This window comes from Nocardia sp. NPDC005366 (assembly GCF_040606855.1).
Lineage (GTDB): Bacteria > Actinomycetota > Actinomycetes > Mycobacteriales > Mycobacteriaceae > Nocardia.
The window spans coordinates 189,410-204,524 of record NZ_JBEXFQ010000007.1 but is presented as its reverse complement, the minus strand read 5'-3'; the positions used below and the strand labels follow the sequence as shown (position 1 = coordinate 204,524).

The following is a 15,115-nucleotide window of genomic DNA, read 5'->3' as shown; positions in this document are numbered from 1 at the left end:
TGGGACGGCGGTGCGATCGGACTGGCAATCAGCTGTGTAGCCGGTGCCTTCCGTCGATATTGCGGGGCAGTAGATCCCAGACGTGCCCGTTCTCGTTGACGGTCGCGGCCGTGCGCCGACCGGTGCGCGAGAACAAGATTCGGGTGACCGAGCCGTAGTCGATCGGGAAGGTCAGCGGTCGAGCCAATCCGAGCACATCCTGGAGCATGACATTGATCACACCCCCGTGCGCGAAGGCGACCACGGTATCTGCCGGATCGGTGGACGCGGCGATCTCGGTGACAGCATCGCGCACGCGGGTGACGAAGGCGGGCCCATCGATCTGCTCGGGGAGAAATCCCGCCTTGATCCGCTCGTAAACCGCCTGGAATTCCAGCTTCGCATCCTCGATCGGAATGTAGGCGGGTAGGTCACGATCGTATTCGGCGAGGTCGTCGATGATTTCGACGTTCATGCCCAATTTCGCCGCCGTCGGTTCGGCGGTCTCCCGCGCCCGCCGTTGCGGACTGCTCAGCACCCGCGTGATCCGATGCCGACTCAGCGCAGCGGGCACCCGTCGCGCCTGCTCCCACCCGATCTCCGATAATTCGGGATCGGCTGGTCCGTCCGCGTTCGTGATCCGAAGCGGCTGGGCATGGCGAACGAGAATCAACTGCACCCCCTCACTCTGCCGCATCGTCGGCGCGGCGCTGCGGCAGGTGTCGGCAACTCCCAGGCCGGTGGATCAGGGTTGGCCGTAAGGCGGCTGACCGTAGGGCGGCTGACCCTGGCCGTAGGGCGGGTTGTTGGGCGGCTCGTTGTTCTTCTTGCGCTTGGTGAAGTAGACGATGCCGACGATGATCGCGACGACGACAAGTACACAGCAGATGATGCCGAAGAATCCGAAGCCCTTGCTGCTCTTTTTCTTCTTCTTGGCAGCCAGGTCGAGCGCGGTATTGAAGGTGTCGGAAGCCCAGACGTCAGGGCTGGCCCACACGGAATGATCCAGCAGACTCGCATTGGTCAGCAGATCGAGATACATAGGTGATCCCCATTTCGATGGTGTCGGCTTCCTCCCGGTACCGAATCACCAAGATTATCGGGCTGCCGGGGTCGGTGTTAACCCTTCGCGAATGAATCTCTCATGGTGAGAAAATCGTTCAGCGCGGCTTCACGAGTGGAAAGGGCAGAGTCTCACGGATGCTCCGGCCGGTGATGAGCATGACGATCCGGTCGACACCCATGCCGAGTCCACCGGTCGGCGGCATGGCGTGTTCGAGGGCCTGGAGGAAATCCTCGTCCAGTTCCATCGCCTCCGGATCACCGTTGGCCGCGAGCATCGACTGTTCGGTGAGTCTGCGCCGCTGTTCGATCGGATCGGTGAGTTCGCTGTAGGCGGTACCCAATTCGACGCCCCACGCCACCAGATCCCAGCGCTCGGCCACGCCGGCGATACTGCGGTGCGCGCGGGTCAGCGGGGAGACCGAGGTGGGGAAGTCGATATAGAAGGTCGGCTCCTCGGTACGCGCTTCCACCAGATGTTCGTACATTTCCAGCACGACCTGTCCGGCATCCCACCCGTGCTGGTACGGCACCTCGGCCTTGTCGCACAGTTCGCGCAGTTCGAGCAATTCCGTGGCGGGGGTGATCTCGGCGCCGATGGCCTCCGAGACCGCGCCGTGCACCGTTTTCACCGCCCAGTCGCCGGAGATATCCACCTCATCGACGGTGCCGTCGTCCTTGGGGCGCAACGCCACCATGGCTCCGTTGGCGGCCAGCGCCGCGTTCTGGATGAGCTGGCGGCAGGTGTGCATCATCCGCTCGTAATCGCTGTGCGCCTCGTAGGCCTCGAGGATGGTGAATTCGGGATTGTGGCTGAAATCCACACCCTCGTTGCGGAAGGTCCTGCCGAGTTCGAACACCTTCTCCATACCGCCGACGCAGAGCCGTTTGAGATACAGCTCGGGGGCGATGCGCAGGTACAGATCGAGGTCGTAGGCATTGATGTGGGTAAGGAACGGCGTGGCGTTGGCGCCGCCGTGAACCTGTTGCAGGATGGGCGTTTCCACTTCGAGGTAACCCCAGGTGTTCAGCGAATCGCGCAGCGAACGCACGACCGCGCTGCGTTTGGCGAGCGCTACCCGCGCTTCGGGATTGATCGCCATGTCGATGTAGCGCTGCCGCACTTTGGCCTCGGGATCGGCCAGGCCCTTCCACTTGTCGGGCAGCGGGTGCAGGCATTTGCCGTTCATCCGCCAGTCCGCGGCCAGCAGCGACAATTCGCCGTTGCGGCTGAGCCCGATCTGTCCGCTCACCGCGATCAGATCGCCGAGGTCGAAATATTCGCCGAATTCGGCGCTGCGTTCGGCGCCGACCCGGTCGCGGTCGATGACCAGCTGGATTTCGTCGGTCCAGTCGCGCACCACCGCGAAGATCACACCGCCGTAGTCGCGGATGCGCAGCAGCCTGCCGCATACCCGGACCGTGGTGCCGCGCGGTGAGCGTCGCGCCGCCGCGACGGTATGGGTCGGGGGATAGGCGACGGGATAGGGGTCGACGCCCGCCTCGGTCATCCTGTCCAGTTTGTCCATCCGCACCCGCACCTGCTCGGGGCGGCGCGGGAGTTGTTCGGCCAGTTCGGTTTCCGGTAGGTCGGGCGGGGTGCCGTCGGCGTGCAGACCGTTGACGGTGTCGGGTACCGCACGACGCAGACCGGTGTGGACCGCGGTTTCGGGATACTTGCCGAAGCGCGGCAGGAAACCTTCGGCGAGTCCGCTGGCCATCGCGACCCTCGGTAGCTGTCTGCGCTCCTCGAACAGGAAGAAACGCGGCACCCAGTGCGGCTGGTATTTCACATTGGACCGGTACAGCGCCTCCAGTTGCCACCAGCGCGAGAAGAACAGCAGCACACTGCGCCACAACCGCAACACCGGACCGGCGCCGATCCGCCCGCCCTCCTCGAAGACCGAGCGGAATACCGCGAAATTCAGCGATACCTTGGTGATGCCGTAATGCTCGGAGGTGAGGGCGAGTTGCGAGATCATCAACTCCATCACACCGTTGGGGCCCTGGGGATCTCGCCGCATCAGCTCCAGCGACACCCCCGTCCTGCCCCACGGCACCAGCGAGAGCATGCCCAGCGGTCTCTGCTGACCGTTCACCGCCTCGACCAGCAGGCAATCGCCGTCCAGCCGATCACCGAGCCTGCCGAGCGCCATCGAGAAGCCGCGTTCGGTCTCGGTATCGCGCCACGCGTCCGCCCTGGCCATGATCTGCGCGAATTCCTCGGCCGCGATATCGCGGTGCCTTCTGATGCGCACGGTGACGCCGTGTTTGCGCAGCCGGTTCGCGGCCTGGCGCACCTGTTTCATCTCCGGTCCGGCCAACGAGAAGGTCCTGGTGTCGAGGATGGCCTCGTCACCGAGACGCAGCGCCGACAGTCCGGCCCGGCGATAGGCCTGCGCGCCGAATTCGCTCGCGCCCATCACCGCGGGAGCCCACCCGAACTGGTCGGCCAGCCGTAGCCAGGCATCGATCGCCTGCGGCCACACCTCGCGCAGACCGATCGGATCGCCGCTGGCCAGGCAGACGCCCAGTTCGACGCGATAGGTGATGGCTGCCTTGCCGTTCGGCGCGAAAACCACCCCTTTATCGCGGCGGGTGGCGAAATACCCGAGCGAGTCCTCGACATCCGAGCGTTCCAGCAGTCCGCGAATGGCGGATTCGTCGACGCCCGTCATCGCGTTCTCGGCGCGCTGGGAGCGCAGCAGCACGACGACCGCGGTGATCAGGGCGATCGCGCCGAACAGGCCGAGCAGGAAGTTGACGAAGGGCCGGGGATGGCCGTCGAAATGCTCGTTGTCCACAAGGATTGCGGCCGTCACCCGGTAGACCGCCCAGCCGGGTCGCTGCCAGCCTTCCGGCAGGGAACCGGGGAACAGTTCGACCAGGCCCCAGCCGATCAGGCAGCCGACGCCGAGTCCGCCGATCAGCACCCCGAGCGCCTTCCACCCGGCTCCTGGCCTGACCCGGGTATAGAACTCGCGCCACGCGGCGATCAGAACGCCGATCACCGCAAGTTGCACCAGCATCGCCACCAGCGCGTCGACATTGCCCCCGTCCGCGAATTCCGAGGCGTTGGATAGCGCGTAGAGGGCGAGGTAGCCGACCAGCAGCCACCAGGCGATCCGCTTGCGGCTGGTCAGCGCCCCGGCGAGCAGTCCGACGATGAGCGCCCACATCAGGTTCGTATCGGGCGCGTCGAAGTAGTAGTCATCGATATAGCGCCGTGGCACCTGGGTGAGGTAGCGCAATCCCGGCGAAAGACTCCACAGGAAGCAGGCCGCCGCGAAGCCGCCCAGAATCAACCCCGTGGTGTGCGGGACCTCGGAAAGCCTGCCGTGTCCCCGGTGCGGGACCGGTGGGGTCGGCCTTTCCTGCTTGGGTTCGATGTCCGTGCGATGACCGGCGTGCGTGGATGTCACCGAACCAGTGTGTACGGTGTCGCGCCCGCAGTGCTCCAAGACCACCCGCGATGGCGGTTCTCGGCGCGTCGCGGATCCGTGCCGGAGTGTGAGCCGCATCCGAAGCGCGGCGTTCGTCCAGGTCCGTCGCGCCCACCGAGGGGGTTGACGCACGCCGGAAAATCCGGGCGGGTAAGGATGTATCCCATGTCAGATCCAGTCGATGTACCGATCGATGACGACGTCATTCGGCTCGGACAGTTCCTGAAGCTGGCCAACCTGATCGACTCCGGTTCGGAAGCGAAGACCGTGATCGCCTCGGGTTTGGTGCGGGTGAACGACGAGGTCGAACTGCGCCGAGGGCGGCAGTTGCAGGCGGGCGATATCGTCGCCCTCGCCGGTCACAAGGTCCGGGTGGCGCCGATCTAGCGTCCACCGGCGCGATCGTCAGTCCTGGGCGCGCACTACGATGCCGTCGTGGTCGCTGTAGAGGATGTCACCGGGCACGAAGGTGACGCCGCCGAATTCGACGGTGACGTCGCGTTCACCGCTTCCGGTCTGGGTGCTCTTGCGTGGATTGGTGCCAAGGGCCTTGATACCGATATCGAGGGTCCGCAGGATGGCGGAATCGCGCACCGCGCCGTTGACGATGACGCCCGCCCAGCCGTTGTCGACGCCGCGACCGGCGATGATGTCGCCGACCAGTGCGGTGTGCACGCTCGCGCCGCCGTCGACGACGAGCACAGCACCGTCACCCGGTTCGCTCAGCGTCTGCTTGACCAGCAGGTTGTCCTGGAAGCAGCGGATGGTGGTGATCGGTCCGGAGAACGCCGCACGGCCGCCGAACTGAATGAACTGCGTATCGCAGCTGCGGATGTCGGGGCCGATCTCGTCGGCGAGGTCCGCGGTGGCGACGATATTCGATTCGCTGGCATTCGATTCACTCACGGCTGCCAGCTTAAGGGTGCTCGAATCGGAGTTCGTGCAGGCAGGCGGTGGACGTGAGTTCGGTCGCTATCGGTGCCCGTAATGCAGTTCGTACATCTCCCGGTCGTGTTCGGAGATTCTGTTGCGGTCGAGCAGATTGGGATCGATGCCGTGCTGGGCGAGTCGGAACCGACGCCACACATAGCTGAGCGCCACCGTGAATACGACCAGCGGGATGATCATCATCACGATCATGGCGATCTTGATCGGCATGGGCCCTGGGAACAGGAGTACGAGCGCGAAGAACGGGATGATCGGAACGAGGAACCGGACGAGGTAGCGTTCCATGGCCCCGCGGCCGACGAGGTCGTGGACAACCCACTCGTGCAGCTCCGCGGGGAGCTCGCGGCCCAGATCGTAGGCGATCCGCTGGCCTATTGTGGGAATCTTCATACTCCCAGGCTATGCCTGTGTCGTGCGTCACCGCCACTGTTGTGATCGAGGAACGTAGTGTCTCAGCGCCGCCGTGAACAGGTCAGCGCGTTGTACAGCGGTGCCATCCACAGCGGTCCGGGTGGCAGCACGAACGTCAGTCCGTATTCGGGTCGCTGTCGCGACTGCTGTGGAATACGGGGATGTGTTTGATCAGATTATCCGTCGTATGTTTGACGGTGATCTTCACGAACGGTTCGATCGTCCTGCCGAGAACGCGTCCGGCCAGACCGCCCGGCACCCGGTAGTCGACGATGGCGTCGATCGTGCACGCGTGCTCGCCTCTCGGGTGGAACAGGAAGGTCGAATCGATCTCGAAACCCTTGATCGACCTGATCCCGATGGCGAAATTCTTCTCCCACCGGTTCACTTCGACCCGCGAATGCAGCGAAACCGGACCGAGTTTGATGTGACCGTCATAGATCGCACCGAGTCCTTCGACCTGCGCGCCGACCGGGGTGAAGGATTCGATGCCGTGCAGGAAGTGCGGCAGATTCCGGTAGTCGTTGACGTATTGGAATGCGGATTCGGCCGACGCCGCGCAATCCTCGACGATTTTCACTTCGGTCATATCGGCCACTGTAATGGGTTGTCGCAGGTCGCTCCGGTGCCGATGGGGCGTGCGATCGGGCTCATGCGGTGACCGCGAGTGCCGCCGCCAGACCGAATGCGACGGCCATCACCACCACCTCGATGACGGCGCGCCGCAGTGAGGCATGCGCGGTAACGCGGTGGTCGGCGGCACGGCGTACCCAGGACCGACGCCACCACCAGCCGAGCGCGAGCAGGACGGACAGCAGCAGCGCCTTCGCGAGCAGGATGCGGCCGTAGCCGGTGGACAGCAGCGGGCCGAGCCCGTCGACGCGCACCAGTCCGTTCACGATTCCGGTCAGTGCCACCACGGCGATCAGGGGCAGCGCCACCGCCGAGTATCTCGGCAGCACCGTCGCCCATTCGCCACGGGCGCGCACGACCAGGGCCAGTGCGACGAGCAGACCGAACCAGGTCGCCGCGGCCAAGGCGTGCACCGCGGCGAGTACCGAGCCGAAAGACTGCTGTGACATATGACCGGTGATCGGCCGCAATGCCAGCGCCACCGCCGCGAACGCCAGCACCAGATCGGTCGACGTGACCTCCTGGCGGCGAAAGACCAGCGCCGAATACCCCGCGATCGCGCCCGTGCCGAGCAGTATCGCGATACCGACCTGCCCTGCGCTGATCTCGGTCAGGAAGGTGCCGAATTGTTCGGCGCCGAGCCGTCGCACCGGCACCCCGACCACCTCGGCGGCTTCGAGGAGCAGTACCGCGAATTCGGCGACACACCACAGCCCGGCCAGCGCCGCCAATAGTCGCCACGGCGGCAACAGTCGCTCGTGCAGCCGGGGCAATGCCGCCAGTCCGAGCACGGTAGCGCCCGCGCAGTCGGCGATCACCCGGATCACGGCCTGGCCGGGCACATCGGGAGAGGTGAGAACCCACGCCAGTGCCACCCCCAGAACTCCGGCGGGGACGATCAGCAGCAGTGCCCCCGCGTCCCTGCCTCCGGTCGTACCGCTCTTCACCGCCGTCGCATTCCTATCGCTTGTCTCGCCCGCGCCCGGCGAACAGTGCGAAGGCGAGTCCGCCGCCGAACAACACCACCGCGCCGACGATGAAGACCCACAGCGGCACCCCGCCGTCGGCGCCGGTGTCGGAGTTGCCCGCGGCCTCGGGTCGTGGTCCTGGCGTGCCGTTGCCCGCCGTGCTCAGCGTGAAGGTCCTTGAACCCCGGACCGGGTGGCCGTCGGCGGAGGTCACCCGGAACGCGATGGTGTACTCACCGACGGGGCCGAGTGCGCCGACCTCGACGGATACCGTCTTCCCGTCGACCTCGGGCTGCCCCTTCGACCACAGATTGCCGTCGGGGCCGACCACCGTCAGCGACGGGAAATTCGGCTGCAAGGCCTCGTTGAAAGTGACGCTGACGCGGGCCGGCCCGGTGTCGACGGTCGCGCCGTCTTCCGGCACGCTGGCGACCGGAGCCGAATGCGCCGCCGCCGGACCCGCCGCGGCCAGCCCGCCACCGAGTAGCGCGAGTCCGGTGACCAGCGCCGCCACCACCACCCGCACGGGAATCATCTTGCCGCGCTTCACGACTGACGACCGCGAAGGACAGTGCCAACACCGAGTGCGACGCCGAGCAGTCCGAGCGCGAGACCGATGCCGCCGATCCAGCGCGCGGTGTTGTCGGTGTTCTCGGCGGTGTTCTCGGCGCTCGCGGCGTGGTGGTGGTCGCCTTCCGCGCCGGACGCCGCCAGGGTGATGGCGGGCGCGGGATGTTCCGGCTCGGAACCATCCGCACCGACCGGCTGATCCCAGTTGACGACCGTGCCGTCGCTGTAGGTCTGCTTGGCGGGGAAGCTGAGGTTCTCCTGCTTCGGCAGTGGCCCGAGCGAGACGACGAACCGCTGGAATTGGCCGGGGGGAACGCCAGGTGCGCCGGGGTCGGAGGTCCAGGTCACCGCGACGGCCTCGGATTCGGCATTGCGGTCGATCTTGGCGCTCCAGCCCGGAATGGGTTCGGTCCTGGCGTTTTTCACGTTGGGCAGGACGACGGTCAGCCCGGTGGTCGCCGCGGTCACCGACTCGGTGGGGACGCGGAAGGTGACGACCGAATACGACCCCTGCGCGGCGCCGGGGGCGTCGGCGGTGACGTGGGCCGCGGCGGTGCCACCGCCGAGCAGGACGAGTCCGATGGCGGCCACCGAGCCGCCGCAGGCACGCAGAACTGAACTACGCATGATGAAAGGCTTTCTCTCCGAGGGAAGGTGGGGCGAATTATCGAGCGAGCGCCGGTGGCGCGCGCGGCCCGATCGCACCGTTCGGATGAAAGCGGTAGGGGGCGGGACCGGCGTCGGCCGATCCGATGACGGTGGGGATCCGGCGACCGCGCGGCCGGGTGAGCGCCGCGCCGACCGTGGCGGAGGCGAAATCGTAGAGGCGTTGCGCCAGCAGGATCAGCGCACCGCCGATCACCATGGCGAACCCGTGCGCGACCAGCATCCACCCGCTCGGCGGCTGGGCCGAAGGCGCGGACGTCGCGGCGTGGCTGTGGGCGATCGCGCCGGTCAGCACGCTGTGACCGGCCAGCTGACCTACCGCGAGTACTCCGAGTACTCCGAGTACCCCGCGGACCCCGAACCGGCTACCGGGCAGCCGTGTGACGGTCGTCCCCGCGAGTGCCGCCAGCAGGAGCACGAGCGCGCCGCCGACGGAATCCGGGAAACCGCCGCCCGCGCATCCGTGCGCGGCGACGGCCAACGCGGCGACCATCGCGCCGACGGCGCCGCCGCGCAGGCCCGCGTGGGGCGAATCCCGGTGCCGCATCGTCACTTCGACGTATCGAAGGCCAGTGCGGATCCGGAGCCGACGACCGGGCACGGCGATAGCCGCGCTCGGTACGGTCGTGACCGGTCCCGCATAGCGGTGCGCGTCAGTTCACGCCGAGGCGGGCGAGCACATCCGCCTCGACACCGGAGAGTTCGGTGGAGATCGACTGGTGCACGGCCCGGCGGCGCGACGCGGGCATCTGCTCGGCGGTGCGCACCGCGGCGGTGAGACTGGCGAGCCGATCCCCGGCCGCGGCGACGAACTTCTGGTTGTCACCGGTGCCGTCGACCTTGCCGAGGGCCGATTCGACATTGGCGATGCGCGCCTGGAGTTTAGCGCCGTGTCCGGCGAAATCACCGAGCTGCTCGATGCCGATCCCGAGTTGCTGGGCGCGGCGGGTGTCGAGTTGGCCGCGCACGAAGGTCGCGCCCCGGTAGGCGAGCGGAGCGAGTACCGGTACCAGAACCCTGGCCACACCGAGATATTTGCGAACCTGGCTCGCGCTGAACGGATCGCGCTCGGCCTTGGCCGCCGCCTTCAGCGCCGCCTTCTCCTCGGCCTGCAATGTGGCGATCTGCGCCTTGGCGACCTTGCGCTCGGTACGGGCCTGCGCACGCTGGGCCTTGCGGTCGTTCTTCGCGCCGAGCTTGGCCTCCATCACGGCCTTGTGCTTGAGGGCTTTCGCCTCGGCCCGGCGGCTCGGACGCCGCTTGCGCTTCGTGAACAACCCCATCGAAGGCCTCCGTCATGCTGGTTCGCCATGGCAGTACGACGTCGCGGAACGCCCTTCCGCCCACGTCACACGGTTTGCCGTAACCCTATCGGGTCGAGGTCTCCGACTGCGAGTGGGTCAGTGCGCTGGAGCGGGCGGGGTCATGCGGTGCGCGGAGTTGTCGGGGGCAGGGACCATACTGCATACGTGAATTCGGGCATCGGTGACCGCGACGGTCGCGTAGACGACGGCATGGCCGGGGATCGGTCGGCCATCGGCGGCCCGGTGGCTTTCATCGACGCGCGGGCGTTGATCGGGTGCAGACATCGATTGCATCTGAACGCCTCCCACCCCCAATTGCTGACCGGTGTCGTGGAGGATCCGGGCGTTCGCCAGCGGCGTGAGGCCGCGGCGGAACACCGTAACCGGGTGCGCGAGGCCCTGGTCGGGGCCGATCCGGACGGCTGGGTGGTGATCGATCCGCGACTGCGCGCGACCGAGCGGGCCGAGGCGACCATGCGGGCGTGCGCGGAGGCGGCCAAGCACATCTGGGGCGGGCTGTTGCCGCAGGAGCCGGATACCGGCAGGCGTGGCGGCGCGGAAATCCTGCTGCGCGACCATGATCGGGGCGGATACATCCCGGTGATCGTCGTCAATCACAAGGTGACCGATCCGCGTAAACCCGAGCCGGCCGATTTCCACCCGACCACATCGGACCCCTATCGCTGGGATCCCCGGCCGGACCCGTACCGCAAACTGCGTCAACAGCCTCGCGATCAGCAACGTCTCGCGCATCTGTACCGGATGCTGCAACGCCACGGGCTGGCCAGCCCGGCGCTGGTCGGTGGTGTGATCGGATACCAGTTCGGCCGCGACGAAGGGCAGGGCGCGGGCGGTGACGGCGCCGCGGGGGCGCGGGCAGGCGCACGCGGCGGTCGCTACGATCCGGACCGGATCCTCGTGCACGATCTGGGCCCCGTGCTCGCCGATTACGACCATCGCTACGCCGATCGCATCGCGGTGGTGCGCAACGAACTGCCGACGGTGCCGTCGAAGGTGCCCGAATGCCGTCAGTGCCCCTGGTGGAACCGCGGTGTCGACGGCGGACAGAGCTGCGAGGGGTGGCTGGCCGAACACCACGATGTCAGCCTGGTGGCGCCCGGCTCGCGCGCCGAGGTCCTGCGCGGGCACGGAGTGCAGACCATCGACGATCTCGCCGCCTGGATCGGCCCCGACCCCGACGACTGGCAGCACGGCCCGTTCGACGAGGCCGTTGTCACCGCGCGGGCCTGGCTCGTTGGCGCGCCGCTGGTGCGCCGCCTCGATCGGGTGCGGGTGCGCAGGGCCGATGTCGAGGTCGACGTCGATCTGGAGAGTTACCAGGAGTACGGCGCCTACCTGTGGGGTACGCTGCTGGACGGTGTTTACCGGCCGTTTTTCACCTGGGATCCGCTGCCCACCGCGGACGAGGGCCGTTCCTTCGGCGAATTCTGGACCTGGCTGATGACGGTGCGCGCCGAAGCCGCCACCAGCGGGAGAACATTCGCGGCCTATTGCTACTCGCGGACCGCGGAGGACAAATGGCTGTACGAGTCGGCGCGCCGGTTCGCGGGCATGCCCGGTGTGCCGACGACCGAACAGGTGCGCGCCTTCGTCGACGGCCCGGAGTGGGTGGATATGTTCCAGGCCGTCTCCGAGCAGTTCATCTGCCCGAACGGCAAGGGCCTGAAGAAGATCGCGCCGGTCGCCGGTTTCTCCTGGCGTGATCCCGAGGCGGGCGGCGAGGCATCGATGAGCTGGTACCGCCGCGCCGTCGGATATGACGCGGAGCCTGATCTGTCCCAGCGCACGCGCCTGTTGGAATACAACGAGGACGATGTGCGCGCGACCATGGTGCTGCGGGAGTGGATGAGTCCGCGCGAGCCGGTATCCCATTGCGCGGATCTGGAGGTGCCTGGCCTGGCGGATTTCCGGGCAGGCGTCTGACCAGCGGTCCTGATCAGGTCGCTCGACCGGCGGCGGTATCATCACGACCGTGACAGAGCATGTCGAACAACTCGAGTTCCAGGCCGAAACCCATCAGCTGCTCGAGCTGATGATCCACTCGGTCTACTCCAACAAAGACACGTTCCTGCGGGAGCTGATCTCGAACGCTTCCGACGCACTGGACAAGCTGCGACTGGAGTCCTACAGGGATAAGGATCTGCACGTCGACACCTCCGACCTACACGTCGAGTTGGAGGTCGACAAGGACGCGCGGATTCTCACCGTCCGGGACAACGGCATCGGCATGTCCCGCGCCGAGGTCGTCGACCTGATCGGCACTCTCGCCAAGTCCGGCACAGCCGAACTTCGTAAGAAACTCAACGAGGCCAGGTCCGAAGCCGCCGCCGAAGAACTCATCGGCCAGTTCGGCATCGGTTTCTACTCCACCTTCATGGTCGCCGACAGGGTCACCCTGACCACCCGCAAGGCGGGGGAGACCGAAGGCACCCGCTGGGAGTCGCAGGGGCAGTCGACCTACACCATCGAAACGCTGGACGAGGCTCCCCAGGGCACCGCCGTGACGCTGCATCTGAAGCCCGCCGACGAGGACGACCACCTCTTCGACTACACCCAGGAGTGGAAACTCCGCGAAATCGTCAAGAAGTACTCCGATTTCATCGCCTGGCCGGTCCGTATGCAGGTGGAGCGGACCGTCACCGAGGGGGAGGGCGAGGAGAAGACCGAGCGGACGATCGTCGAGGATCAGACCCTCAACTCCATGAAGGCGCTCTGGACCCGCCCCAAGAGCGAGGTCAGCGACGAGGAGTACAAGGAGTTCTACAAGCACGTCAGCCACGGCTGGGACGACCCGCTCGAGATCATCCCGATGAAGGCCGAGGGCACGTTCGAATACCAGGCGCTGCTGTTCATTCCCTCGCACGCGCCGTTCGACCTGTTCACCCGCGATCACAAGCGTGGCGTGCAGCTCTACGTCAAGCGGGTGTTCATCATGGACAACTGCGAGGAGCTGATGCCGGAGTACCTGCGCTTCGTCAAGGGTGTGGTGGACGCGCAGGATCTGTCGCTCAACGTCTCCCGCGAGATCCTGCAGCAGGACCGCCAGATCCAGATGATCCGTAAGCGCTTGGTGAAGAAGGTGCTGTCGACGGTCAAGGATGTGCAGGGGGCCGAGGATCAGACGAACTACCAGACCTTCTGGAAGGAGTTCGGCCGCGTCCTCAAGGAGGGGCTGCTCTCGGACTTCGACAACCGTGAGACCTTGTTGCAGGTCTCGTCTTTCGCGTCGACGAATTCCGATTCCGAGCTGACCACCCTCGCGCAGTACGTCGAGCGGATGCCAGAAGGCCAGGAATCCATCTACTTCATGACCGGCGAGAGCCGTCAGCAGATCGAATCCTCCCCGCATATCGAGGCATTCAAGGCCAAGGGTCGTGAGGTGCTCATTCTCACCGACCCGGTGGACGAGATGTGGGTCGGTTCGGTGACGGAGTTCGACGGCAAGCCGTTCCAGTCCATCGCCAAGGGCGAGGTCGATCTGGAGACCGAGGAGGAGAAGAAGGCCTCCGAGGCGCTGCGCGAACAGCAGGACAAGGATTTCGCCGACGTGCTGACCTGGCTCGGCAAGACCCTGGACGAGAGCGTCAAGGAGGTGCGCCTGACCAACCGGCTCACCACCTCCCCGGCCTGCCTGGTCGGCGATGTCTACGACTTCACCCCGATGTTGGAGCGGATGTATCGGGCTTCAGGCCAGATGGTCCCGGAGAGTAAGCGAATTCTCGAGCTGAATCCGGCCCATCCGCTGGTCACCGGCCTGCGCGACGCTTACTTCACCCGCAAGGAAGACGCCGACGCCGGTAACGTGCCCGAGCTCGACGAGACAGCCGAACTCCTGTACGGCACCGCGGTGCTGGCCGAGGGCGGCGAGTTGAAGGATCCGGCGCGTTTCGCCCATATCCTCACCGATCGGCTGACGCGCACGCTGTAACCGCCCGGACCGGGGGCCTCCCGTTTGTGGAGGAATCGTGGTGAATCCGTAGCGATACGGTGGCCCCCGGTCCGCACGCGTCTCCCGCCGCGCCGGTATCTGGACGATGCCGGGCTCGGACGGTGGTGCGCGCCGGTCACGGTCGGTACGCATCTGGTGTGCGCGGGATGCGCTGGGTGCGGGAGGTGGCCTCGGGATCCGCGTAGGCAGTCCCATAGCAGACCGTTCGGTCGATTTCGGGGATCGAACGTCTTCGGGCACAGCGTTATTCGCCACGGTCTCTGGTTTGCGCGACGGTCGCGCGCGTAGCCTGAGACGGTCGAAAGGATCGTTCCCGAACATGTCAGCAAATCCCCTTGCCACGGCCGAGTCCTGGGATCTCGCCGCCGAGGATTACGCCGAATTCGCGCCGGCGATCACGCGGCCTTTTTCCGCCCGTGCCCTCGAATTGGCGGGACTGACACCCACGTCACGAATCATCGACGTGGCAGCGGGTACCGGATCGCTGAGCCTGTCCGCGGCCGGACAGGTGGCCTCGGTGCACGCGATCGATTTCTCCGCCTCGATGCTCGCTCGCCTGCGTGACGGCGCGGGCGCTGCCGGATTCGCCAATGTCGAGACCGTGGTGGCCGACGGGCAGGCGTTGCCGTTCGAGGACGACCGATTCGACGCGGCCTTCTCCATGTTCGGGCTGATGTTCTTTCCCGACAGGGCAAAGGGTTTCGCGGAGTTGTACCGGGTGCTGCGCCCCGGGGGCGTCGCGGTGGTCTCCAGTTGGGCGCCGATCGCCGATTCGCCGCTCATGATGAAGATGTTCGCGGCCTGTGCGGCGGCCGATCCCGAACTCCAGGAGCCCCAACCCGATTTCCTCGGCCTGGAGAATCCCGAGGTGTTCGCCTCCGAGATGCTCGCGGTCGGCTTCGTCGGCGTGACGATCCAGCGCCACTCCACGTCCCTCGTCTTCGACAGCGCCGGACATCTGTGGGACACGATGGTGCTCAGCAGCGCGGCCATGCAGATGGTGCGACGCGCCGACGGCGAGAAGCTGTGGGACGAGCGCGCCAAGGCGATGCGGGATTACCTCTCGGCGAACTACCGCCCGAACAGCCCGCTCTCGACGACGGCGTTCCTCGGAATCGCCCACAAACCGCGGGGAAGCGCCGAATAACGCACCGCGCCCCC

At 66.4% G+C, this 15,115-nt stretch carries 15 protein-coding genes; 4 read left to right on the top strand and 11 right to left on the bottom strand.

The features are described from left to right. Positions 1 to 28: 28 nt before the first annotated feature. The 3 genes from ABZS43_RS11135 to lysX all read right to left on the bottom strand — a co-directional run bounded on the left by ABZS43_RS11135 (position 29) and on the right by lysX (position 4,430). Positions 29 to 658, bottom strand: coding sequence for a histidine phosphatase family protein (locus ABZS43_RS11135; protein WP_355035683.1), 630 nt, complete (start codon positions 656 to 658; stop codon positions 29 to 31). A 66-nt stretch (positions 659 to 724) separates the two neighbouring features. Next, a complete protein-coding gene (locus ABZS43_RS11130; RefSeq protein ID WP_355035682.1) occupies positions 725 to 1,021 on the bottom strand; it encodes a hypothetical protein in 297 nt (98 codons plus the stop codon). A gap of 118 nt (positions 1,022 to 1,139) precedes the next feature. Further along, entirely contained in the window at positions 1,140 to 4,430 is a 3,291-nt protein-coding gene (gene lysX, locus ABZS43_RS11125; protein ID WP_355035752.1) for a bifunctional lysylphosphatidylglycerol synthetase/lysine--tRNA ligase LysX, read from the bottom strand. A 219-nt stretch (positions 4,431 to 4,649) separates the two neighbouring features. On the opposite strand from lysX, the gene ABZS43_RS11120 reads away from it, so the two are divergent. Then, a complete protein-coding gene (locus ABZS43_RS11120; protein ID WP_355035681.1) occupies positions 4,650 to 4,871 on the top strand; it encodes an RNA-binding S4 domain-containing protein in 222 nt (73 codons plus the stop codon). 18 nt (positions 4,872 to 4,889) lie between these two features. Here the strand turns inward: ABZS43_RS11120 and rraA are convergent, their stop codons facing one another. The 8 genes from rraA to ABZS43_RS11080 form a co-directional block, all read right to left on the bottom strand. After that, positions 4,890 to 5,390 (bottom strand): ribonuclease E activity regulator RraA, encoded by a 501-nt coding sequence (gene rraA, locus ABZS43_RS11115; RefSeq protein ID WP_355035680.1) that lies wholly within the window; start codon positions 5,388 to 5,390, stop codon positions 4,890 to 4,892. 66 nt (positions 5,391 to 5,456) lie between these two features. Continuing rightward, entirely contained in the window at positions 5,457 to 5,822 is a 366-nt protein-coding gene (locus tag ABZS43_RS11110; RefSeq protein ID WP_355035679.1) for a DUF5313 family protein, read from the bottom strand. A gap of 136 nt (positions 5,823 to 5,958) precedes the next feature. Continuing rightward, the gene (locus ABZS43_RS11105) at positions 5,959 to 6,432 is read right to left on the bottom strand and encodes an SRPBCC family protein (RefSeq protein WP_355035678.1); all 474 of its coding nucleotides are present in this window, start codon (positions 6,430 to 6,432) and stop codon (positions 5,959 to 5,961) included. A 61-nt stretch (positions 6,433 to 6,493) separates the two neighbouring features. Further along, positions 6,494 to 7,423 (bottom strand): CopD family protein, encoded by a 930-nt coding sequence (locus ABZS43_RS11100; protein ID WP_355035677.1) that lies wholly within the window; start codon positions 7,421 to 7,423, stop codon positions 6,494 to 6,496. A 13-nt stretch (positions 7,424 to 7,436) separates the two neighbouring features. Continuing rightward, on the bottom strand, positions 7,437 to 7,979 hold the full coding sequence (locus ABZS43_RS11095) for a copper resistance CopC family protein (protein ID WP_355035751.1): 543 nt from the start codon (positions 7,977 to 7,979) through the stop codon (positions 7,437 to 7,439). A gap of 11 nt (positions 7,980 to 7,990) precedes the next feature. Further along, entirely contained in the window at positions 7,991 to 8,641 is a 651-nt protein-coding gene (locus ABZS43_RS11090) for a YcnI family protein (protein WP_355035676.1), read from the bottom strand. 37 nt (positions 8,642 to 8,678) lie between these two features. Further along, positions 8,679 to 9,227, bottom strand: coding sequence for a hypothetical protein (locus ABZS43_RS11085; RefSeq protein ID WP_355035750.1), 549 nt, complete (start codon positions 9,225 to 9,227; stop codon positions 8,679 to 8,681). Between the two features lie 106 nt (positions 9,228 to 9,333). Continuing rightward, positions 9,334 to 9,963 carry a DUF6474 family protein gene (locus ABZS43_RS11080; RefSeq protein ID WP_355035675.1) on the bottom strand — a complete coding sequence of 210 codons (630 nt, stop codon included), beginning with the start codon at positions 9,961 to 9,963 and terminating at the stop codon, positions 9,334 to 9,336. A 231-nt stretch (positions 9,964 to 10,194) separates the two neighbouring features. Here ABZS43_RS11080 and ABZS43_RS11075 point away from each other — a divergent pair, with 231 nt between their 5' ends. From ABZS43_RS11075 to ABZS43_RS11065, 3 genes are all read left to right on the top strand, one after another. Next, positions 10,195 to 11,928 carry a TM0106 family RecB-like putative nuclease gene (locus ABZS43_RS11075; RefSeq protein WP_355035749.1) on the top strand — a complete coding sequence of 578 codons (1,734 nt, stop codon included), beginning with the start codon at positions 10,195 to 10,197 and terminating at the stop codon, positions 11,926 to 11,928. A gap of 49 nt (positions 11,929 to 11,977) precedes the next feature. After that, positions 11,978 to 13,933, top strand: a complete 1,956-nt coding sequence (gene htpG / locus ABZS43_RS11070; protein ID WP_355035674.1) for a molecular chaperone HtpG — start codon at positions 11,978 to 11,980, stop codon at positions 13,931 to 13,933. Positions 13,934 to 14,273: 340 nt separating this feature from the next. After that, positions 14,274 to 15,101, top strand: a complete 828-nt coding sequence (locus ABZS43_RS11065) for a methyltransferase domain-containing protein (protein WP_355035673.1) — start codon at positions 14,274 to 14,276, stop codon at positions 15,099 to 15,101. Positions 15,102 to 15,115 lie beyond the last annotated feature (14 nt).

What these genes read in the sequence shown, in the direction of transcription:
- ABZS43_RS11080 (WP_355035675.1), bottom strand. Translation starts at nt 9,963, where the DNA reads ATGGGGTTGTTCACGAAGCGCAAGCGGCGTCCGAGCCGCCGGGCCGAG.
- ABZS43_RS11120 (WP_355035681.1), top strand. Translation starts at nt 4,650, where the DNA reads ATGTCAGATCCAGTCGATGTACCGATCGATGACGACGTCATTCGGCTC.
- ABZS43_RS11065 (WP_355035673.1), top strand. Translation starts at nt 14,274, where the DNA reads ATGTCAGCAAATCCCCTTGCCACGGCCGAGTCCTGGGATCTCGCCGCC.
- ABZS43_RS11085 (WP_355035750.1), bottom strand. Translation starts at nt 9,227, where the DNA reads ATGCGGCACCGGGATTCGCCCCACGCGGGCCTGCGCGGCGGCGCCGTC.
- ABZS43_RS11130 (WP_355035682.1), bottom strand. Translation starts at nt 1,021, where the DNA reads ATGTATCTCGATCTGCTGACCAATGCGAGTCTGCTGGATCATTCCGTG.
- ABZS43_RS11110 (WP_355035679.1), bottom strand. Translation starts at nt 5,822, where the DNA reads ATGAAGATTCCCACAATAGGCCAGCGGATCGCCTACGATCTGGGCCGC.
- ABZS43_RS11090 (WP_355035676.1), bottom strand. Translation starts at nt 8,641, where the DNA reads ATGCGTAGTTCAGTTCTGCGTGCCTGCGGCGGCTCGGTGGCCGCCATC.
- ABZS43_RS11075 (WP_355035749.1), top strand. Translation starts at nt 10,195, where the DNA reads ATGGCCGGGGATCGGTCGGCCATCGGCGGCCCGGTGGCTTTCATCGAC.
- ABZS43_RS11105 (WP_355035678.1), bottom strand. Translation starts at nt 6,432, where the DNA reads ATGACCGAAGTGAAAATCGTCGAGGATTGCGCGGCGTCGGCCGAATCC.
- ABZS43_RS11095 (WP_355035751.1), bottom strand. Translation starts at nt 7,979, where the DNA reads ATGATTCCCGTGCGGGTGGTGGTGGCGGCGCTGGTCACCGGACTCGCG.